This is a genomic window from Paenibacillus stellifer (assembly GCF_000758685.1).
Taxonomy (GTDB): domain Bacteria; phylum Bacillota; class Bacilli; order Paenibacillales; family Paenibacillaceae; genus Paenibacillus_AQ; species Paenibacillus_AQ stellifer.
In genome coordinates, this window is the sequence record NZ_CP009286.1 from 607,456 (window position 1) to 628,347 (window position 20,892).

At 56.9% G+C, this 20,892-nt stretch carries 22 protein-coding genes; 19 read left to right on the forward strand and 3 right to left on the reverse strand.

The genetic code is table 11. The annotated features are described in order from the left end of the window. Positions 1 to 92: 92 nt before the first annotated feature. Positions 93 to 1,286, reverse strand: coding sequence for an MFS transporter (locus PSTEL_RS02950; protein WP_038693387.1), 1,194 nt, complete (start codon positions 1,284 to 1,286; stop codon positions 93 to 95). 294 nt (positions 1,287 to 1,580) lie between these two features. On the opposite strand from PSTEL_RS02950, the gene PSTEL_RS02955 reads away from it, so the two are divergent. The 3 genes from PSTEL_RS02955 (at position 1,581) to PSTEL_RS02965 (ending at position 3,526) form a co-directional block, all read left to right on the forward strand. Continuing rightward, complete coding sequence (locus tag PSTEL_RS02955) at positions 1,581 to 2,633, forward strand: LCP family protein (protein WP_052098152.1); 1,053 nt, start codon at positions 1,581 to 1,583, stop codon at positions 2,631 to 2,633. 193 nt (positions 2,634 to 2,826) lie between these two features. Then, complete coding sequence (locus PSTEL_RS02960) at positions 2,827 to 3,195, forward strand: MerR family transcriptional regulator (protein ID WP_038693389.1); 369 nt, start codon at positions 2,827 to 2,829, stop codon at positions 3,193 to 3,195. A gap of 7 nt (positions 3,196 to 3,202) precedes the next feature. Further along, positions 3,203 to 3,526 (forward strand): thioredoxin family protein, encoded by a 324-nt coding sequence (locus PSTEL_RS02965; protein WP_038693391.1) that lies wholly within the window; start codon positions 3,203 to 3,205, stop codon positions 3,524 to 3,526. A 282-nt stretch (positions 3,527 to 3,808) separates the two neighbouring features. On the opposite strand, the gene PSTEL_RS02970 is transcribed toward PSTEL_RS02965, so the two are convergent. Beyond that, the gene (locus tag PSTEL_RS02970) at positions 3,809 to 4,732 is read right to left on the reverse strand and encodes a CHAD domain-containing protein (RefSeq protein WP_052098154.1); all 924 of its coding nucleotides are present in this window, start codon (positions 4,730 to 4,732) and stop codon (positions 3,809 to 3,811) included. A 322-nt stretch (positions 4,733 to 5,054) separates the two neighbouring features. Between PSTEL_RS02970 and PSTEL_RS02975 the strand changes: the two genes are divergently transcribed. From PSTEL_RS02975 to PSTEL_RS03010, 8 genes are all read left to right on the forward strand, one after another. Beyond that, on the forward strand, positions 5,055 to 5,948 hold the full coding sequence (locus PSTEL_RS02975) for a lipoate--protein ligase family protein (RefSeq protein WP_052098155.1): 894 nt from the start codon (positions 5,055 to 5,057) through the stop codon (positions 5,946 to 5,948). Positions 5,949 to 6,318: 370 nt separating this feature from the next. After that, on the forward strand, positions 6,319 to 6,747 hold the full coding sequence (locus PSTEL_RS02980; protein ID WP_052098156.1) for a MarR family winged helix-turn-helix transcriptional regulator: 429 nt from the start codon (positions 6,319 to 6,321) through the stop codon (positions 6,745 to 6,747). Positions 6,748 to 6,778: 31 nt separating this feature from the next. Beyond that, positions 6,779 to 7,414: a nitroreductase family protein gene (locus PSTEL_RS02985; RefSeq protein WP_038693393.1), complete on the forward strand. Its 636-nt coding sequence runs from the start codon at positions 6,779 to 6,781 to the stop codon at positions 7,412 to 7,414. 54 nt (positions 7,415 to 7,468) lie between these two features. Beyond that, positions 7,469 to 7,765, forward strand: a complete 297-nt coding sequence (locus PSTEL_RS02990; RefSeq protein ID WP_038693395.1) for a putative quinol monooxygenase — start codon at positions 7,469 to 7,471, stop codon at positions 7,763 to 7,765. Positions 7,766 to 7,917: 152 nt separating this feature from the next. Then, a complete protein-coding gene (locus tag PSTEL_RS02995; protein ID WP_038693397.1) occupies positions 7,918 to 8,334 on the forward strand; it encodes a hypothetical protein in 417 nt (138 codons plus the stop codon). Between the two features lie 247 nt (positions 8,335 to 8,581). Beyond that, positions 8,582 to 8,908 carry an ArsR/SmtB family transcription factor gene (locus PSTEL_RS03000; protein ID WP_038693399.1) on the forward strand — a complete coding sequence of 109 codons (327 nt, stop codon included), beginning with the start codon at positions 8,582 to 8,584 and terminating at the stop codon, positions 8,906 to 8,908. Positions 8,909 to 9,025: 117 nt separating this feature from the next. Continuing rightward, positions 9,026 to 10,792, forward strand: coding sequence for a SulP family inorganic anion transporter (locus tag PSTEL_RS03005; RefSeq protein ID WP_038693400.1), 1,767 nt, complete (start codon positions 9,026 to 9,028; stop codon positions 10,790 to 10,792). Positions 10,793 to 11,285: 493 nt separating this feature from the next. Continuing rightward, positions 11,286 to 11,972 (forward strand): DUF1361 domain-containing protein, encoded by a 687-nt coding sequence (locus tag PSTEL_RS03010; protein ID WP_052098158.1) that lies wholly within the window; start codon positions 11,286 to 11,288, stop codon positions 11,970 to 11,972. Here the strand turns inward: PSTEL_RS03010 and PSTEL_RS03015 are convergent. Next, positions 11,969 to 12,286, reverse strand: a complete 318-nt coding sequence (locus PSTEL_RS03015; protein ID WP_038693402.1) for an MGMT family protein — start codon at positions 12,284 to 12,286, stop codon at positions 11,969 to 11,971. The two genes, PSTEL_RS03010 and PSTEL_RS03015, sit on opposite strands and share 4 nt — an antisense overlap. A gap of 205 nt (positions 12,287 to 12,491) precedes the next feature. Here PSTEL_RS03015 and PSTEL_RS03020 point away from each other — a divergent pair, with 205 nt between their 5' ends. The 8 genes from PSTEL_RS03020 (at position 12,492) to PSTEL_RS03060 (ending at position 20,830) form a co-directional block, all read left to right on the forward strand. After that, positions 12,492 to 14,177, forward strand: coding sequence for a spore germination protein (locus PSTEL_RS03020; RefSeq protein WP_084064628.1), 1,686 nt, complete (start codon positions 12,492 to 12,494; stop codon positions 14,175 to 14,177). Next, positions 14,174 to 15,331: a Ger(x)C family spore germination protein gene (locus tag PSTEL_RS03025; RefSeq protein WP_038693404.1), complete on the forward strand. Its 1,158-nt coding sequence runs from the start codon at positions 14,174 to 14,176 to the stop codon at positions 15,329 to 15,331. The genes PSTEL_RS03020 and PSTEL_RS03025 overlap by 4 nt, the downstream gene beginning before the upstream one ends. Positions 15,332 to 15,635: 304 nt before the next feature. Continuing rightward, complete coding sequence (locus PSTEL_RS03035) at positions 15,636 to 16,667, forward strand: GerAB/ArcD/ProY family transporter (RefSeq protein WP_281176777.1); 1,032 nt, start codon at positions 15,636 to 15,638, stop codon at positions 16,665 to 16,667. 104 nt (positions 16,668 to 16,771) lie between these two features. Beyond that, positions 16,772 to 17,416 (forward strand): alpha/beta hydrolase, encoded by a 645-nt coding sequence (locus tag PSTEL_RS03040; RefSeq protein ID WP_038693406.1) that lies wholly within the window; start codon positions 16,772 to 16,774, stop codon positions 17,414 to 17,416. 28 nt (positions 17,417 to 17,444) lie between these two features. Next, the gene (locus tag PSTEL_RS03045) at positions 17,445 to 17,756 is read left to right on the forward strand and encodes an antibiotic biosynthesis monooxygenase family protein (RefSeq protein ID WP_038693408.1); all 312 of its coding nucleotides are present in this window, start codon (positions 17,445 to 17,447) and stop codon (positions 17,754 to 17,756) included. A gap of 2 nt (positions 17,757 to 17,758) precedes the next feature. Next, the gene (locus PSTEL_RS03050) at positions 17,759 to 17,962 is read left to right on the forward strand and encodes a DUF1697 domain-containing protein (RefSeq protein ID WP_038693410.1); all 204 of its coding nucleotides are present in this window, start codon (positions 17,759 to 17,761) and stop codon (positions 17,960 to 17,962) included. 18 nt (positions 17,963 to 17,980) lie between these two features. Next, on the forward strand, positions 17,981 to 18,247 hold the full coding sequence (locus PSTEL_RS03055; protein WP_038693412.1) for a SunI/YnzG family protein: 267 nt from the start codon (positions 17,981 to 17,983) through the stop codon (positions 18,245 to 18,247). Positions 18,248 to 18,487: 240 nt separating this feature from the next. Then, entirely contained in the window at positions 18,488 to 20,830 is a 2,343-nt protein-coding gene (locus PSTEL_RS03060; protein ID WP_052098161.1) for an ArnT family glycosyltransferase, read from the forward strand. The last annotated feature ends 62 nt before the right edge of the window (positions 20,831 to 20,892 follow it).

The following is a 20,892-nucleotide window of genomic DNA, read 5'->3' on the forward strand; positions in this document are numbered from 1 at the left end:
ATATAACAACTGAGTTGGATGACATTGGCATGGATAATGATGTATTCTGCACGGACTGCTTACCGAGGGACAGGCGGCAGGCGCGGCTTTTTTTAAGACAAGCTCTCCAGTGCGGATTCCTTAACCGGCTTCTGCAGGCGGTGATGCAGGAAGTAATAGAAGATCAGCGCCAGCGAGGTGATGAGGCCCGCGCACAGATACATCTTCCGGTAATCGGTCCGCGCGGCGATGATGCCGAGCAGGTAGGAGCCGAGGCCGAAGCCGAGATCGAACAGTACGAAATAGGTGCTGGTTGCCAGCGCGCGCCGGTGCATCGGAGCGGACTGGATGGCCAGCGTCTGGAAGCTCGGCAGAATGGCGCCGTACCCGAGGCCGACCAGACCGGCGGTTGCCAGAAAAGCGGGGGCCGTCGTAACCCGGCTCAGCCAGATCATGCCGATCATGAACAGCAAGATGCCGGGATACACGAGAATATGCGCGCCTCTCCGGTCATACAGACGCCCGGTGAAGGGACGGGAGATCAGCACCAGCGCCGCGAACACGATGAAGAAATAGCTGGCGACATTCCCCAGCCCTATCGATTTGGCATAGACGGAAATAAACGTCGACATGGAGCCGTAGGCGAAGGCCAGCACGAAGCCCGACAGCGACACCGGAATAGCTTTAAATTCGAAGTACCGCCGGATATTCCAGCTGCCTAGCGTGTCCGGCCGGGATACGCGGGGAGGAATTTGAGCGAGCAGGCCGAAGACTCCGGCAAGCACGGCGAAGACGCTGATCGCAGCGAACAGGACCCGGTAGCTCAGGTATTCGGTAATCGTCAGGCCGATATAAGGGCCGATAACCATCGCCAGGCTCATGAACAGCGTGAAGTAGCCGATCCCTTCTCCCTTGCGCTTCTCCGGAATGAGGTCGAGCACGACGGCCGAGGTAGCGGTGGCGGCGATGCCGAAGGAGATGCCATGAACGAAGCGCAGCGCGAGCAGCATCCCGTAGCTGTGCACCAGCAGGTACAGCACGGAGCAGACCGCGAACAGCAGCAGCGAACCCGCGATAATCCCCTTTCGGCTTATTTCGTCCAGCCAGCGCCCTGTAAGCGGACGGACGATGACGGCGGCGATGACGAATACGGTCGTCACAAGCCCGATATTTTGCCCGCTCCCCTTAAGCTCTCCCAGCACGAAGGAAGGCAGCGTCACGACAAGAATGTAGAAGGTGGTAAAAATAAAAAAACTGCTGAAGCATATCGACAGAAAATGACGGTTCCACAAACGCTCTTTCTCCAAATGTCTCTCTTCTTTCTCTATAAATAGTTGTTATGACAAGCATATCAGAAATACCGATCTTGTCAAATTGACATTTTCCATAAACAAGCCTCCAGGATTCGTAGGAATAAGGCATAAATGATAGAGTCCAGCCGAATACAGACAGTCAATGATCAGCCTATCCAGCTGCTAATTCCCTTCGCAGACGACCAGAATATTGTGGAATAAAGGATTTATTTGTAAAATGGAGAAGAAGGCTGTTGCAATCTTTTTAAAATATATGAAATTATTCCATCAGAAAGGTATCCCCTCAAAATGAAAAATAGCAATGAAGGAAAGTCGTCATTAAGCAGAACAGGCAGGAAGAAGACAAGAAGAAAGCATAAAAAAAGAACGAATCGGTGGTCCTTTATACTTGGTCTGGTCCTAGTCTTGGGTTTGTTATCCTTTTTGTTCAGAAAAGAATTAATGGTGCTGGGCTTTAATATGATTCTTGCCCCATCTGTCGAAAAAACATTAAAACACTCCTATGTTCCGCTCAAGGAAGACGGCCAACAAAAAGTAGAGAACCAGTCGCCTTTCTCTCTGTTACTGCTCGGGACCGATCAGCGGAAGAATGAAAACGGGCTCTCTGATTCTATTATCTATACCGTTATTCGTCCCAAAGACAATAAAGCTCTGTTCATCTCGATTCCGCGTGATTCATACACAGAAATTATAGGGGCAGAGAAGATTAAGGGCGCGCGAAAAAATACGAAGATCAATGCCGCACATTCGTATGGAGGCCCGCAAATGGCTGTGGATACCGTTGAAAATTTGTTGAATGAGCCCGTTAATTACTATGCGACTATTAATTTCAATGGGCTTGTGGAAGTTGTGGATGCCGTTGGAGGAGTAGAGCTTCCGGTAACCAAGCTTCTTGAGAATAAAAACCCGCTGCATGAGAAGCTCAGGGTTGAACCCAATAAACCGATCTATTCCGGAAAAGAAGCGTTAATGTATGTCAGATACCGCGAGGACTCGGATTTTAATCGAACGGAGCGGCAAAGGATTTTTCTCAAGGCAATGCTTGAGCGGATGAGAAAACTCAACAATTTAGCCAATATCCCCAAAATCATCGAAATGGCCGGAGAAAATTTCAAAACCAACATGCAGCCGGAGTTTGTTCTGGCTCTTGCCCAACAGGCAATACTTGAAGGGAGTTCGCCTGCAATTACAAGTCATATGCTGCAAGGGGAAGGCAGGAACACAGATCAATGGTACTACATTCTGGATGAGGACGATGTAAAACATACGCATGATGTTATTGAGCAATGGCTTGATCCCGAAGCGACAGGTGCGGATTTGGTCACGACATTTAGCAATTGAATAATAACCTCCTCGTCTCGAAAAAAGAGGTTGACCCTGACACCAGTGTCAGGGTTTATAATAACCCTATCCTGATCGATGGCTTACCGCATTGCTCAGGAATCGTTCGCAAGATGCCGTCTGTTTGGCGCAGGCTGAGCATGAAAATGGCATCCGCATCCCAACATTCTCATTGAATCCGGAGAGAACTGTTATGAAAATAAGCGAGCTCGCGCAAAAGACCGGCGTCAGCGTCCGGTCGCTGAGATACTATGAACTGCAAGGTCTGCTTGTCCCGGTCCGTCAGGCCAACGGTTACCGGGAGTATTCGCCGCTTGCCGTGGAGACGGTGGAGACAATCAAGCTGTACCTGAATCTGGGATTGTCAACGGAGGAAATCGCAGGGTTTCTGAACTGCGTTCTGAAGAATAAGGAGGCGTTCTGCACGGAAGTGATGCCCCTATATGAATCGAAGCTTGCCGATATTGAGCGCCAGCTGCATCAGTTGACGCAAATCAAGCACAATCTGGAAGAGCGAATAGCCTCCATCCGGAAGGAGCAGGAGGAATCAAGGGAAGGATGATGGACAAATGGCAATTCAACATGCGGAAAGTGCCGAAGGGCTGCGGGAAAAAGTAAAAAGCGGCGGTCTCGTTCTTGTCGATTATGGCGCGGAATGGTGCGCGCCCTGCCGGAATCTGACGCCGATTCTGGAGGATCTGTCCCGGGAATACGACGGTGCGGTATCGATCGTGAAGGTGGACTGCGACGAGCTGCCCGAGCTTGCGGCGGAAGCGGGCGTCATGGGCATGCCGACCGTCGTCGTCTACAAAGGCGGGCAGCCCGTAGAGAAGCTCGTCGGTCTAAGCCCTAAGCCTGTCTATACCGGCGTGATAAGCCGTTATTTGAACTAACTGGCAAGATGGGCCGTAAGGGACCGAGGCGTACCAAGCCAGGTCTCATGAAACCAAAGGGGCACAGGACAAATACATGCAAGGCTGGAGCGATCAGGACTGAGGCCCGCAGGGCCAGGTGCGGAGAGCCCGGTCATAAATAATAAGGCGGAGGAGCGTTTAGCAGCGTTCCTTCGCCTTGTTTTGTCCGCCCCGGATAGTGGCGCCAGCCTCAAGCCGTCTGCCAACGATATGCCGCTCTATGTGCGGGAATGCGCGTACGGATGGATGCTCCTCCCCCCTTCAGCTCTCCGGCTGCGTCGGAGCCTGAGCTAGTCCGCTGTCCGAAGATGGCGAGAAGGGAATGATCGTATTGTTCCGAAGCGCATCTTCAAGCTCATTGCGGAGCGAATGCAGGAACTTGTCCCAGGCTTTGGGCGAGACCTCCAGCTCATCTGGTTCCAGCTTGCCCATCGTCTTCAGCATCACGTTCTTGTCGGTGATTTCCCCGAGCTTGGATTGAATCTCCTTATAGATTTCTTCGGAAGCGTAAAATTTCCGGTCCAGCGCAAAGGACGCCGAGCCGGCCGTATAGCGGATACGTTTGGCGATAATGCGCAGCCGGTGAAGCTCGTCCATCGCTTCTCCGGAAGACGCCCAGTCTCCTTTAAAAAGCTCCCGGCAGCGCTTCTTCTGCTGCTCGAAAGCAACCTCCAGCTCGCGCAGCGAAATGTTGATGTCCTTATTCTGCAGCAGAGAGGGCAGCTGCTCCTTCACGAAGGCATTCCATCTGCCGTCCAGCCCGGCTCCAAGCAGGGGAGGCAGCTTCCTGGACAGCTTGCGCCGCATAGACTTGCGCCCGGCTTTCTGGCTGCGGAGAACCGCCTTCAGCACCTTGGCGGTTTTGCGTTCGCCGTTCTGCTTGGCGGTCTTGCGGCGCACGCGGAGGGCCTGGATCTGCACATCGGCGTCCCTGACCTTCCCGAGCGTTTTCTGCGCGCGTTTGAAGTCCCCGCGAAGCCCGGCTTCATCCTCGGGATCGAGAAATGAGAGGAGCGTGAGCAGCTTCCGGCTGCTCACGCGCGCCTGATGGACGGCCTCCTTGTCGTAGTCCTCCAGCGCCTGACGGCCGTATTGGAGAAATTCGGCGCACAGCTCCGCCAAGGCCTGCTCCCAGTGCTCCGCTCCTTTGGCCCGCGAACTCTGGACGGTTATGCCGGTTGTCATCGTTATCACTCCTAAATGGATGCCGCCCAGAGGGGCACACCATGATTCTTCCCCGGTATATCCCGGGGCGGCGATTTTCTGGGGCCTCCCTTGACTGTATGGGCGGTCACTAATGTTTTGCGGCGGGGCTGCAAATCCGCTACAATGTGACCATTGGTGCAGTAGGATTATGGCCTGTTACTCTAATTTTACCCGGTTGCCCGGGCGGTTGAATACGATTACGAAGAAGATTTGCTGTCCGCTTCCCTAACGGAAAAGGGACCGGCGATCAACTTTGACAGGAAGGCGGGCGGAGGGCTGCCCGGAGGCGGTCCGCGGATAAATGGAACGAAACAGCGGATTTACACCGGCCCTGGAATGGGCCGGAAGAGAGCGGGAGGCAGGCGGAGAGCTTCCTGCCGAGATGGCGTTATTTGAACATATGCAGGGTGGGGATATGCTGCTTCCTTTCGCTTATGAGGAGACGCTGTGCCGGGATGTCGGGGCAGGGCTCGTGCCGCCCTCGCTGCACATATGGAGCCATACAGGCGGCGTGGCGCTGGGCCTCCGGGACAGCCGCCTTCCGTGCGCGGAAGCTGCGATGAGAAGCCTTGAGGCGGCGGGTCTGCGCGCGGCGGTCCGGCACTCGGGAGGGGCCGCCGTGCCCCTGGACAGCGGGGTAGTCAACGTCTCGCTGATCCTCCCGAAGAGCCGGGGGACGCTGGACTTCCACCGCGATTTTCGGCTGCTGGCTTCGCTCATTGCCGAAGCCACAGGGCTCTCCCATCCGGCCGCCGCACCGCAGGTCATGGCCGGAGAGATCGCCGGGTCCTATTGTCCCGGCGAATACGATCTCTCCATCGGCGGACGGAAGTTCTGCGGCATCGCGCAGCGGCGGCAGAGCCATGCCTATTTCGTCCACGCCTTTGTTGTGGTTGCCGGCTCCGGTTCGGAGCGCGGCGAGATCGTGCGCCGCTTCTATGAAGAAGCGGCCTGCGGGCACGCGGAGCTGGATTATCCCCGCGTGCGCCCAGGTACGATCGCCGGACTCGGCGAGCTGGGCGGCCCGGACTCGGCCGCCGTATTCGCGCGCAGCGTCCGGGCGGCGGTGGAGGCGCGGGGCACGCGCCTGCTGGCGGAAGCCGGACTTGCGGAGGCGTCCGGCTACAGACTCGGCTACGGCGACAGCCGGGTGCTGGAGGCAGCGGATATGCTGCGCAAGCGGTACGCCGGCTAGCCGGCGCTCCGCATCGCCGCTTCGCCGGTGCGGAGCGGGGAGCCGCGTAGAAAAAAGGCTTACCGGGTCTCGGGAGCCGTCTCGTCAGGAAGAGGAAGCGAATCGAATCGCGAACCCACGCCCGGCTATCATTCCCGCGATACCGCGCAATGAATAACAGGGTTAATTGTTAACGGCGAATCCCGCTGGTGAATATTCGGTTTCCGCAGCGGTTACACTAGTGACTCGACCGGATCAAATCGGAGCATTGCTGTTCTGCATCACATTAAGAAACCCTGTTCGAATTTATAGTTGACGGGTCAATTATTCGCGTGTATGATGAGTATGCCTAGATTGATTGTGCACAACCTTTCTTGGGAGGAGGTACGCTTTGACCGATTACGAGCTGGCGGATCGCCGCATCTTTGAACTGCTTCAAGACCTTAACAAGGCGCTGGCACCGAAATTCGAGCAATGCGCGGGCATCAGTCCCACCCGTCTGCGTCTGCTGGACGAGCTGTACCGTGTGGATGGCGTCAGCCAGAATGTTCTCCAGCGCAAGATCGGAATCGATCCCGCGGCGGTTACCCGCCATCTTCGCGGACTGGAGGAGAAAGGCATGATTGTCCGGAGAACCCATCCGGATGACAGCCGGGCGACGCTTGTCTCGCTAAGCGACCACGGCCGCGCCACGATCGGACACTATCGCGGGGAGAGGGAACGCTTCATGAATTCGCTGCTGGTGGGATTTCCCGAGGACGACAAGAGGGCGGCGGAGGCTATGCTGACCCGTCTGCTGCACAATATGAAAGCTTTATAAATAAAATCCATTGGATAGGAGAGCTGTACTGATGAAAACACCGATTAACAACGATTTCACGCAAGTTGTCGCTGGACGCCGTTCGATCCGCAAATACGATCCATCCGTCAAAATCAGCAAGGAAGAAATGACGCAGATTCTGGAGGAATCAACGCTGGCTCCGTCCTCCGTCAACATGCAGCCTTGGCGGTTCCTTGTTATTGAAAGCCCTGAAGGCAAAGCCAAGCTCGCTCCTCTGGCCCGTTTTAACCAGACACAGGTCGAGACTTCGGCGGCGGTTATCGCCATTTTCGGCGACATGAACAACTTCGATTACGCCGAAGAAATTTATGGTGCGGCTGTCGAACGCGGCCTGATGCCGCTTGAAGTCAAGGAGAAACAGCTGGCTTCCTTCTCCAAATATTTCTCCGTCCTGCCGCCTGAAGTAACACGGGAGACGGTTCTGATCGACGGCGGCCTGGTATCGATGCAGCTTATGCTGGTCGCTCGCGCTCACGGCTATGACACGAACCCGATCGGCGGCTTTGAGCGCGATCAAATTGCCGAAGCGTTCGATCTGGACAAAGACCGCTACGTGCCGGTCATGCTTCTCTCTGTCGGCAAAGCTGCCGATGAAGGCTATGCTTCGGTCCGTCTGCCCGTTGACCGGGTAGCGGAGTGGAAATAATTCCGTTCCTTACGGCAACCCATTACCAGCCCAATCAGGAGGAGAGATAATCCAATGATTATTATTCATGCACTGATGCAGGTCGATCCGGCGAAGAGAGAGGCTTTTCTGGCTGAAGCCCAAAATCTGCTTGCCGCTACACATGCGGAGGAAGGCAACCTGTCCTACGAGCTGTACGAGAATGCGGGAGTCTCCAATTCATTCATCATGGTGGAAACCTGGCGCGATTCCGCAGCCGTTGAAGCGCATAACGCAAGCAGCCATTTCCAGGCTTTTGCGGGCAAGGCGGGCGAATTCCTGTCGGCCCCGCTGGACGTTAAGGTATACGGCGCCGAGCCGGTAGGCAAATAACGAACAAGCAATAGGCCCTTCGGCTGCTATGCGCGGCTGAGGGGCTTTTGTATGAACAGGTCAGCCGATGTCCGGCTGGCCTGTTTTTGATATTGACAAAGCCGGGTGCTGGAAGTACAAAAAGAAGATATGACGGAAAGGAGAAGCCGGTTATGAGAATTACGATTATATCTGCTCGGGCTGTGCTGTCCGCCTCCATACGCGATCCGCATCGCCCTCTCGAGATTCATTTCCGCTCGCCTTACGGAGAAGGCAAAGGCCGGTGGCTGGGGCCGCTTCCGGCTCCCGGCGAAGAGCTGGACGCGGAGGTTGAGCTTGACGGGCTGCTGATCCGCTGGGTCGACGTCGTTCCCGCGCCCGGAGAGGGGCCGGTCATTGCTCTGGAAGAAGGCCTGACGGTGCTGAGAGGGACGCTTGAGGACATTGAAGAGGACGGAACGGCCTATTTGACGATCGGCGATTCGGAAGTTTCGTTCGAGTGCATTGGGGAGCCAATGGCGGTTGGGGGGACAGTGGAAATCCGGACTGACGCTCTGTGCCTGTATCCCGCCTTCCACAATCCGCTGTAGCTGCTTTTTGTCCCGGATTAAGGGGATAAGCGCGAGGGAAGGACTGGCATCCGGTCTTGTGCGTCCGGAATTTCACGGGTATGCTTATAAGAACAAGTGCGTATGCGACGCTTAATTCTGTGGAGTACAGGAGGGGTGTTAGTCCGGCAGGGTTGAATCCTGAATACCGTAGCCCGTACTTCCGGGTCTGAACGTGTACCGGAACGCTTGATCGAAGAGTGAAGAGAGCTGTAAGGAGCCTAGCGATATGAACAATGATATTCAGCAATTCAAGAGCGAATTCTTCAAGGCGCTGGCGCATCCGATGCGCATCCGCATTCTGGAACTGCTCAGCGAGGGCGAGAAGACTGTCAACGAGATGCAGGCGATTCTGGGATCGGAGGGATCGGCGGTATCCCAGCAGCTTGCCGTCCTGCGGGCCAAGAACGTCGTCAACAGCGTGAAGGAGGGGACTTCGGTCATCTACTCTCTCCGCGATCCTCTGATTAAGGATCTGCTGGCAGTGGCCAAGCGCATTTTTGACAACCACCTGGTGAATGCCATTTCCCTGCTCGAAGAAATCCGCAGCGAATAACGCTGCGGTTTCCTGCGTTTTGGGGAAGGATTTTGGATTGACAAGGGGACGTGACAGGAGTATCGTGACCAATATATTCAAATAATCAAATATTCAGAGAAAAGAAGGTTTTGGATAATGGCACGGTGGGGACGGTATTCAGACTGCACATGGAGCACGCTCCGCAAGGATCTTGTTGCCGGAACGATTGTTGGGGTGATCGCCATTCCGCTTGGCATGGCGTTTGCCATCGCTTCGGGGGTCAAGCCCGAATACGGCATTTATACGACGATTGTCGCGGGTGTTCTGATTTCGCTGTTCGGCGGTTCCAGGTTTCAGATTGGAGGGCCAACGGGGGCGTTCATTCCGATTCTGTTCGCGATCGCAGCGGAATACGGATACGAGAATTTGCTGATCGCCGGCATGATGGCCGGCGTTCTGCTGATTCTGATGGGTCTCTTCAGGCTTGGGGTGCTGATCCAGTTCATTCCGAAGCCCGTCACGATCGGCTTCACGGCCGGCATCGCCGTTACGATCTTCACCGGACAGATCGCCAGCTTCCTCGGTCTGAAGGGAATCGTCCGGCATGAGAGCTTCGTGGCGAATATGCGCGAGATCGGCGTTCATCTTCATACGGCGAATCCGTACAGCATCGCCACGGCGGCAATATGCCTCGCCGTCGTGCTGCTGGGGGCGCGCTACGCCCCCAAGGTCCCGGCCTCGCTGATCGGCCTGATCGCGGCGAGCATCGTCGCCGCGCTGTTCTTCAGCGGCAAGCTGGCGACCATCGGCTCGACCTATGGCGCAATCCCGAACACGCTGCCGAGCTTTCATGTTCCGGTCCTGAGCTGGGACCGGATTCACTTGCTGCTGCGGCCAGCGCTTCTCATCGCCATGCTGGGGGCGATCGAATCCCTGCTGTCGGCCGTTGTGGCCGACGGCATGACCGGCAGCCGGCATGACAGCAACCGCGAGCTGATCGGCCAGGGCATCGCGAATGTCGCCGCCCCGCTGTTCGGCGGCATACCGGCGACGGGCGCCATCGCCCGGACGGCCACGAACATCCGCAGCGGAGCGGTCTCCCCGCTGTCGGGCGTCATTCACGGCGCCGCCGTCCTCCTGATTCTGCTGCTGTTCGCGCCCTGGGCATCGAACATTCCGCTATCGGCCATGGCGCCGATTCTGATGGTCGTCGCCTGGAACATGAGCGAGCGCCGCTCTTTCCTGCGGCTTCTCAAGCTGAGAACGGGCGACTCGCTGATTCTGGCCGTCACCTTTCTGCTCACGGTGTTCGCCGATCTGACGACTGCGGTAGAGGTCGGCCTCGGGCTGGCCGTCGTGCTGTTCGTGAAGCGGATGGGCGAGGCTCATCTGGTCTCCAAGGTGCTGCCCGATCCGGAATCGGTGAAGGTCGGGCCGCATATGGTCTCCGAGGACCATGACTGCCCGCAGATCGGCATTTACACGGTGGAAGGACCGCTGTTCTTCGGTGCGGCCTACCGGTTCGAGCGGACGATGCCCGGGCTTGGGCCGGAGCCGCCGGGCGTTGTCGTGCTGCGGATGAGCCGGGTGCCCTTCCTGGATACGACGGGCGAGGGGAACCTGGCGAAGCTGGTCGCGGATTTGGAAGCATCGGGAGGCCGGCTGCTGGTCTCCGGCATTCAGCAGCAGCCGCTGGAGCTGCTTCGCAGAACGGGGCTGTACGATGCGATCGGCTCGTCCCGCTTCTATGAGCATACCGGCGACGCGATCGACGAGGCGCTTCGCGCCATTCCGAAGGAACGCTGCGCCGGCTGCCGCCATGCCGCCTTCCGGGAATGCACCGCCCTGTCGGCAGGGAAGGCGATTCCGCAGCCTGCGGCGGCGGTCTTCAAGGCCCGGGCCGGAGCGGGCGCCGTCCGCTAATCCTGCGGTGCGTTCGCCGTTGCCCGGCCGAGCCTGCACCGTGTCGCAGCCAGTGACGCCCCCGCATTGCATCCAGTGACGCCTCCGCATTGCAGCCAGTGACGCTCCCGCATTGCAGCCAATGCGCCGCATCGTAATCAGCGCATCGCAGCCAGCGCATCGCAACCAGCGCGCCGCACCCGGCGCGCCATATTGTTCGCGCCGCCATCATATCCGGGCGCGAAGCCGCAGAAAGCCTGTTCCGATGATCCGGAACAGGCTTTCTGCGCCAGGCATGCCGGCATGTCCAGCCTGGAACGGGCGCCGTGCCGCACGGAGCCCGGAGGGCAGGACTGCGGCTAAGCGGCGGCGGGTCTCACGCCGCCATTTCTCAGCATTGATCCGCCATCCGTCCCCGGCAGGCTGGTTCCAAACTGGACTTTCGATGCCGCTTCTCGCTACAATAGGTTCTATATCCGAAAATCACCCGCGTATAAAGGAGTAGATCACAGAGGTGAAGGAGCTTAATTATCGCAAGGTATTTCTGCTGCTGGCCGGTCTGACGGCGGCTACGCTGGCCGTGTACGGAGTCGTCTCCGAGCGGACCGACAATTTTTACAAATTTCTGATCTGGAATCTGTTTCTGGCCTGGGTGCCATTTCTGTTCTCACTGGCCGCCCATGTCCTCTACAAGCACCATCCGCGCAGCCTGCTTCTGCTTCCGCTGGGCGCAGCCTGGTTGGTGTTCTTCCCCAATGCACCCTACATCATGACCGACCTGCTGCATCTGACCAATCGCAGCGCCCTATATATCGTGGACGGCGCCGTCCAAAGCCGGTTCTGGTACGACCTGACCATGCTGCTGCTGTTCACCTGGAGCGCCTGGCTGACCGGATTCTTCTCGCTCTATCAATTCCAGACCGTCATCTGGCGCAAAAGCGGCATGGCGCTGTCCTGGGTATTCGTACTGGTTGCCTGCGCTCTCGGCGGCTATGGTGTGCTGCTCGGCAGGGTATACCGGCTCAACAGCTGGGAGGTGCTGACCGACAGGCACCGGCTATATGAGCTGATGCTCGACAGCATCAACCGCCAGTCTGTCTTCTTCAGCTTCTTTATCGCCATTGTGCTGCTTGTCATCTACGCAACGCTGTACACGCTGCTGAACACACGGGACAGCAGGGAGAAGTCCCTTCGGCTCTAAGCGGAATGCTCCGGCTCATAGCCGAAGGTCTTCAGGTCGATCGCGCCGTTTCCGTCGAACCGGACGCCCTCGCCCAGAAGATACAGGCGCTGAATCTCGCCTCCTTCGCCTTCCACAAGCGAGATTCGGCCCTGCGCATTAACAACCCGGTGCCAGGGCAGACCGTGGCTGCGGCTCATGCTGTGCAGAATCCGTACGATCTGCCTTGCCCCGCGCGGGCTGCCCGCAGCTGCGGCCACGCCTCCGTATGTCATTACCTTTCCTTCGGGAATGGACTGTATAACGGAGATCGCCTTCTCTGTGAACGGCTGCATGATTGATCCAGCCCCTTTCGTCAATTCTCTTCCGACATTATAGCATTATATGAAGCTGCGCAGCTCTTAAACGGGCGCGCAGCGGCTCACGGCATCCGCATGTTTGCGGATGCCGTTTCTTGTTGCGGCAGGCTGGGGCATAGGACAGGGCGCGCATACAAGCCGGATAACGGGGGATAATTAAGCAAAAAAGGAGGTGACTGCCATGCCGGAGAGCGGGAACGGACAAGGTGGACTGAACGGGTCTGGCGGATATAACGGAACGGAAGGGCCAGCGGGGACGAACGGACAGACGAAGGAAAGCGGACAAGCCGGACTGGATAGCCGGAATGGGCAGAGTCGGCAGGACGGACAGTTCGTTCCATACGGACATAGCGAGACCTCGCAGGCCGCCGGGGAGAACCCTGCACTTGCCCTCAGCGACTCTTTGGACGAGACACTTGCCCGGTTCCGCAAGGTCTTCGGAAATGACGGGACGATTCGCATCCGGGTTATCGAGAACCCCGGCGGCGGGTTTCGGTGCGGTCTCCTCTATATCGACGGAATGATTGACCGCCTGATCCTGCAGGAGGGCGTCATTAAGCCGATTATCAATTATTCGCTTCCGGAGGGACGAGAGATGGCGCCGTCTGTGTTGCTTGAAGAAGTCAGAAGCCGGATCATCAGCGCGGCCGAAGTCAGGGCAACTGCGGATATGAGCGAGGCGATCTCTGCCGCAGTGAGCGGGCATTCGCTTCTGTTCATCGACGGTCATGCAGGAGCGCTGATCATCGGAACGCAAGGATGGGAATCGCGTGCAATCTCGGATTCGATGACGGAGAAGACGATTCGCGGTTCTCGCGAGGGGTTCACCGAGACCTTGTCCGTGAATCTGTCGATGATCCGCCGGCGGGTGCAGGAGCCGGACTTGAAATTTCTATTTATGGAGGTCGGACGGCGGAGCCGCACGCCGCTCTGCATCTGCTACCTGGAGAGTCTTGCTCCTCCAGCCATCCTGAAAGAGCTGCAACAACGGCTGAACGAGCTCGATATCGACCATATTCTTGACACCGGCTATCTCGCGGAACTAATTCGGGATGAGCCGTATTCTCCCTTTGATACCATCGGCAGCACGGAGCGGCCGGATACACTGGTAGGCAAGCTGATGGAGGGAAGGGTCGGCGTGCTGATCGAGGGAACCCCATTCGCGCTGACTCTGCCTTTTCTGTTCATCGAGAATTTCCAGGCCAGCGAAGACTATTACATCAACTATTATTTTGCTTCCTTTAACCGGCTGCTGAGGCTGGGCGGCGGTCTTTTGTCCATCAGCATCCCGGCCATATATTTGGCATGGGTGACCTATGCGCAGGAAATGGTGCCCACGAAGCTGCTGCTCAGCATCGCCGCCTCAAGGATGGCCGTCCCCTTCCCCACGATCGTGGAGGCGGTGCTGATGATTCTCACATTTGAGATTTTGCGGGAGGCAGGCGCTCGCATTCCAACCTCCATCGGTCAGGCCGTCAGCATCGTGGGCGCGCTCGTGCTGGGTCAGGCCGCCGTCGATGCCCGGATCGTCAGCGCCCCGATGGTGATCGTCGTCGGAGTAACGGGCATCACTACTCTGCTTAATCCCAGGCTGACCGGACCGCTGCTCGTCGTCAGGTTCCTGCTGCTCTTTTGTACCTTTTTTCTCGGATTATACGGCTTCTTTCTTGGCATGCTCGGTCTGCTCATTCATTTGATGAGCCTTCGCTCTTTCGGCACCCCTTATATGCTAGGCACGAGCTCGATTACCCCCGAAGATATCAAGGATACGGCGGTCCGGGCGCCCTGGTGGGATATGCGGGTCCGCCCTGCCATGACAGGACTTCGGAATATGCGGAGAAAGCGGGCGGGGAGGCCGAAGTCATGAAGCACGGAGTGAAGCTGGGGGTGAAAATGCTTTTGATCCTGACGATGGCGCTGACCGCCGGCTGCTGGAACTACAAGGAGGTGGAGGATATGTCCATCGTCGCCGGAGTCGCCGTGGACAAGGGGGAACAAGCGGGAGATCTGAGGCTGTCCGCAGAGCTGGTTGATACGTCCGGCGAGCCCAAGAGCACCAATTTCGGCTTTAAGATCGCCTCGCTGACGGGGGATACGATGTTTGAAGTTGTCAGGAATATGATCTCGGTTACCGGAAAAAGGTTGTTCTGGTCCCACTCCAAAGCGATCATTTTCAGTGAGGACATTGCCAGAGAGGGACTGCTCAAGGTAATGGACTGGTACAACCGCGACAACGAGACAAGGTCGGATATCTATATTTTTGTCTCTGCGGAGAAGACCGCCCGCGAAATTCTGGAGCTGAACAGTCCGATGCAGGCAATCGTGTCGTTCAATCTGGAGCAGTTGATGAGGGATGAGCATAATGCAGGCACAGCCCCGGTCGTTGAGATTTGGGATTTTATAGGCAGAATTGAGTCCAAGGGGAAATATGCCATTGCCCCGCTTATCAGGATCGAGACGCCGCCGGGAGGAAGGAAGACTGAGCGCGTAGACGGAACAGCTGTTTTTGCGAGAGACCGCATGATCGGCAAGCTGAACGGGGAGGAGAGCAGGTATATGATGTTCGCGAGCAATAACGTGAAAGGCGGAATTCTTCCGGTCAAGGGAAAAGCAGGCAAGCCGGAATTTTCGCTCGAGATCCTGTCGAACCGGACCAAGATGCATCCTGTTCTCCGAAACGGAAGGCTGCGGATGGAGGTGTCCACGGTGACCCACGTGAGTCTTGGCGAAGTGATGTTAAATGAGGACCTGCAGAATGTGAGGAATATCAAGGAAATCGAAAATCTGGCCGAAGAGCAGCTAAAAACGGGCATTGAGCAGGTCATTCATAAAGCCCAGCATACCTTTCATGCGGATTTTTTCGGATACGGCGAGGTCGTGCATGAGAACATGAAGAACACCTGGAGCAGGATCCAGGATTCCTGGGGGGAAGAATTCACGAATTTGGAAGTGGCGGTTCAGAGCAAAATCATCATTGACAGCAGCGCGAAGACAAGCCGTACGATCCGGATTAGGCACTGAGATGTGGATACTTGTCGTTATGGCGTATGCCGCTTTATTCTTCATTGATCCATACGGGCTCTTTACACAGGGATTGAAGCGGGAGGGCTATGTCTGCTCGGTCCTCTGGGGAATATCCTTTCTGATCGCTTTCGCGCTGGCGATGGGATGGGACCTTCCGAGCCCGTCTCCTTTGATCATAAATCTAGTCAAGCGGCTATACTAATCGGTGATGCGGGAGGCAACAGCATGAATAAAGAGATTATACCTAGCGGACAATCGATCGCGATCATTGTGCTTTTTTTAATGGGGGGGGTCCCTGTTCATCGGCAACTCCGGAGCTTCGGGAAATGCCTCCTGGATCGCAGTTCTCATCGCCATTGCTCTGGCTTGTCCGCTAATGCTGCTCTATGCCCGGCTGCAGACTCTTCTCCCCGGAAAAAATTTGTATGGGATGCTTGAGTCGGTGTTCGGCAGATTCATTGGCGGGGTCTTGTCCTGCCTGTATATTGGATACGCCCTGTACTTGGGTGCTATAGCGCTGCGCGACTTCGGAGAATTTAGCAAGACGATTGCCCTTACCGCAACCCCGATGCTCGTTCCGATGATGGGAGTCGGGCTGCTGGGCGTTTGGGCGGTGCGCTCGGGCATCGAGGTGATGGGGAGAAGCTCCAAGTTTCTGTTTATCGTCGGGGTCACGAGCCTTGTGATCGTAATGCTGCTGTCCATTCCCAATATCAATCCCCATTATCTCAAGCCGCTGCTGGACAAGGGATGGAGAGGCGTGTTTATAGATGCGGGCACGACCTTCGCTTTCCCTTTCGGAGAAATCGTACTGTTCCTTGGAATTTTCGACTGTCTCCCCGCCAAAACACCGGCTTACAAGGTGCTGCTGGGCGGCTTCGCGATTGCTGGCTTGCTGGTGCTGGCCGTCTCTCTCCGCAATCTGCTTGTTCTCGGGCCGGACGTCATTTCAAGCCTGTATTTTCCTTCCTATGTGGCGGTAAGCCGGATTGATATCGGAGATTTCCTGGAGCGGATTGAGGGCTCATCGGCCTTTATTTTTGTGACGGCCTTGTTAGTCAAGGTCAGTGTATGCATCTACGTGGCCTCCCGGGGCATTGCACATCTCCTCAATCTGAAGAGCTACCGCGCCATTGTGCTGCAGGTCGGTCTGATTATGATTTATTTTGCGGACTTCGTCTATAAGAACATCATGGAGATGGTGTATTTTTCCTTTCACATCTATAAAGTATATGCCCTCCCGTTCCAGGTTATTTTGCCGGTTGCGCTGCTGGCGGGAGCGGAAATTGCCTCACGGAGAGGCAGGCTGGAGAAGGAGACGGCAGAGAAATAGCGGTCAGCCTTCCGGATTTCCATCGCTTCCGTATCCGGGTATAATGGGAGGACAGCCGCAGGCGGCGAGCCGCGGCGAGAGCATTGTCGGGAGGCGCAAGAAGCATGGCGGACAAGGAGAAAGTCATTACATATCTATCGATCCCCTCGCATTGGGGACGGGAGACCCGTCACAAATACTACTGCCAGGGTTCCAAGACGCTCGCCATCGTGTTCCCGGGCAAAAACTATCCGGCCGAACTGCCGCTGCTTCATTATTCGGGCAAGGTGGCCCTTGAATACGGCTGCGACCTGCTGCTGCTGGAATACGGCTATCAGAGCGCCAGGACCGAGCTGAAGCGCGAGGAGATGGGCATTCTGGAGGAAGAATGCCGGCAGGCGCTGGCGTCGCTTCCGGCGTACGAGCGGCTGCTGTTCATCGGCAAAAGCATCGGCACGGTCATCGCGGGCGCAATTGCCTCAAGCCCGGAATTCTCAGGCAGGGTGAAGTGTCTGTACCTGACGCCGCTGCCGCAGACGATTCCGCATATTCTGAAGACCGGAGGGTCGGTTATTTACGGCGGGGCGGACCCGCTGTTCGGCAGCCAGAATGCGGAAGAATTGAACGGGGTTCGCGGTGTGTCGGTCTGCAAGATCGACGAGGCGAACCATTCCCTGGAGGTCGGGACGGTCAACGAGTCGCTGGCGGTACTTATTGTTGTGAATAATTTAGTTCATGAATTCATCCGGAAAGCGAGAATTCCGGAATAGTGATGATACCGGAAGGGCGGAGAGATGCATGATTCTTGAAGCGGCGATGCTGCATATCAAGACGGGGATGACGGCGGATTTCGAGGAGAGCTTCAGGGAGGCGTCGCCTCTCATCGCTTCCATTGACGGCTATTTGGGCCATGAGCTGCAAAAATGCCTGGAGGATGATCATAAGTATCTTCTGCTCGTCAGATGGCGGAGCCTGGAGGATCATAAGGAGGGCTTTCGGGGTTCGCCGCAGTATGAACGCTGGAAGGCGCTGCTTCATCATTATTATAACCCGTTCCCGGTTGTGGAGCATTTCGATTCTGTCTTCCGGAACGAAGGAGGCGGGGCATAGCGATGGCTGTGTACATCAGTCTGATCCGGGGAATCAATGTCGGCGGGAACAACATCGTCAAGATGCAGGAACTGAAGGCGCTGTTTGAGGACTTGGGGTTCCGGAACGCGAGAACCTATATTCAGAGCGGCAATGTCGTATTTGAAGCCGGGGAGGAAGGCAGCGGAGAATCGATCCGCCAAACGATCGAGGACGGAGGAGATTGAGGGAAAGGTGAGATCGGCATGCTTGGTATACAGGTGAGCAGGACGGAGAGTTCCCTTATTGTCAAATGGAAGCTGGCCAAGGTGGAGATTCCGCTAAAGGATATCACAGAGGTCTATGAGGACGATACTTACGGCGGAGAGCCTGCCGATGCGGTAAGGATTGGCACTCCTTACGGGACAGCGGACCGGGTGGTGCTGAAGACGGCGTCCAAAACCTATCTGCTCTTCACTTCCAGCGGAGATTCCCTGCTGGAACGCATTCAATCGTACCTTCAGCGAGCTTAGAGCATCAGACATAGCAAGACGGCTTCGGACCCGATCGGTCCGGGGCCGTTTTTGTTGTGCCCGGACCTTTGTTTTACAAAATCAGGGTTAATTGGAATATGAGCGTTCAGTAAACATTCAGCTTGGTTTCAGGGGGAGTTAAGGTAGGGGTGTGATAATACAAAACAGAAGAGGACGGGCGGCACGGTCTTCAAGGCGCGAGCCCCCGAAGAAACATTGTGTGGATGGAGAGTGATGTCAATGAAATCGATCCGTAAGCTTGCTTCGGACCCGATTCTGATCGCCATTATGCTGCTGGCGGCATTTCTGTACGGGTACGGGATCTGGAACGACAAGTATGCGAATTTATTCTACACCAGCGCGGTAGGCAGCATGCTGCAGAGCTGGCATAACTTCTTCTATGCTTCGCTGGATTCGGCGGGGTCGGTAACGGTGGATAAGCCGCCGGTGGTGTTCTGGATACAGACGCTGTTCGCGTGGGTATTCGGCCTGAAAGGCTGGGTTGTTATTCTGCCGCAGGCGCTGGCAGGGGTAGGATCGGTTCTGCTGGTCTACTTGCTCGTGAAGCCGTCCTTCGGCAAGGGAGCAGCCCGCATCGGAGCGTTGGCAATGGCTCTTACGCCGGTAGCGGCGGCCGTCAGCCGGACGAACAATATCGACTCCATGCTGGTGTTCACCCTGCTGCTGGCGACATGGTTCCTATTCCGGGGAGCGAGATATACCAGGATCGGCAGCCTGATCGCCGCGTTCGCGCTGATCGGCGTAGCGTTCAACGAGAAGATGCTTCAGGCCTATATGGTGGTTCCCGCCTTCATGCTCTTTTATTGGCTGGCCGTGAAGATGAACTGGAAGAAGAAGACCGGTATCCTGGCGGCATGTACAGCCGTTATGCTGGTTATCTCCGTATCGTGGGCGATGATTGTGGATTCGATCCCGGCCAGCAAACGCCCTTATATTGGAAGCAGCGGCAACAACTCGGTTATGAACCTGGCCTTCGGCTATAACGGCGTGTCCCGTCTGACGGGGGATCGCAATACCGGGGGAGGAGGCAACTTCCAGCGGATGCAGGGCGGTGAAATGCCGGCAGGCTTCGCGCAGGGCATGATGGGCGAGATGCCGGGTATGAATGGTCAAGGCGGTGGAGCGCCGGGTATGCAGAATGGAGCAGGCGGACAAACGCAACCCGGAGGCAACTCTGGCTCCGCAGATGCGGTGAGCGCTGCATCCGCAGAGGGCGGCGCGAACGGCAATTGGCAGAACGGCGGCGGCACTGGGCAATTCCCCGGCGGCGGGGATGACGGCGGACGGATGGGAGGAAGCCGCGGCCAGGGCGGAATGGGCGGTGGCGGCATGTTCAACACCGGAACGGCCGGTCCGCTGCGGCTGTTCCAGCAGGAGCTGTCCGGCCAGGCCAGCTGGCTGCTTCCATTCATTATCCTGGGCTGCGTCGGCTTGTTCTCCAGTGTGCGCAGAACCCATTTTACCCAGAAGCATAAAGAGGCGCTCTTCTGGCTGGCCTGGCTTGTTCCGGTTGCAGGGTTCTTCAGCATCGCGGGCTTCTTCCATCAGTATTATCTCATCATGATGGCGCCTCCGATCGCGGCGCTGGCTGGCGCCAGCTTCATCAAGCTGTGGAATCTGTACCGGGAGGGCACGAACTGGCTGTCCTGGCTGCTGCCGGCAGCCGTTCTCGCAACAGCGGGCTTCCAGTGGTACATTCTGCATCCGTATAAAGCGACGATCGGCGCCGGCTGGTCCTACGGCATCCTGATCGCAGGCATTGTAGTCGCAGCGATTCTGATCATGCTGAAGGGAAGCGGGAAGCCTTTCATCCGGTTCGTCTCCATCGCAGGGCTGTTCGTTCTGCTGGTCGGCCCGTTCTACTGGTCGCTGACTCCGATCGTCTACGGCTCGAACAGCATGACGCCTGCGGCCGGTCCGGACAGCAGCGGCTTTGGCGGCGGCGGAATGACGCCTCCTGCCGGTATGGAGATTCCGGGCGGCTTCAATCCAGGCGGTGCGCAGAACGGCGCCCAAGCCGGACAGCCGGGCGATGACGGACAGAACGGAGCCGGCTCGGCCGGTGATAACGGCCAGAATAGTCAGAACAGTCAGAACGGCACCGGAAATGCCGGACAGAATAACACAGAGGCGCAGAACGGAACAAGCAGCCGCGACGACAGCCGCTCCAGAAACTTCGGCGGCGGTATGAACGGCGGCGAGAACGTCAACGAATCGCTGGTTGCTTATCTGAAAGAGCATAACACCGGCGAGGAATATCTGTTCGCCACCACCAACTACAGTACAGGCGGCCCGTACATTGTCGAGGGCAACAAGGTTGTCATTCTTAACGGCTTCTCCGGTTCCGACGTCGTCTACACGACGGATACACTGCAGGCGTTCGTTAAGAGCGGCAAGGTCAAGTACTTCTACATCACAAGCGGCGGCATGGGCGGCGGTATGGGCGGCAATTCAGAGCTGACGACCTGGATCACCGAGCACGGCAAGGAAATTCCGTCCTCGGAATGGCAGGGAACCAGCGGAACCGCAAGCGGTACGCTCTATGAAGTAACGCTGGACTAGGCGAAGGCATTCATGTCACAAAGCATTGACGGCGGCGCGGGACTCCATATCCCGCGCCTGCC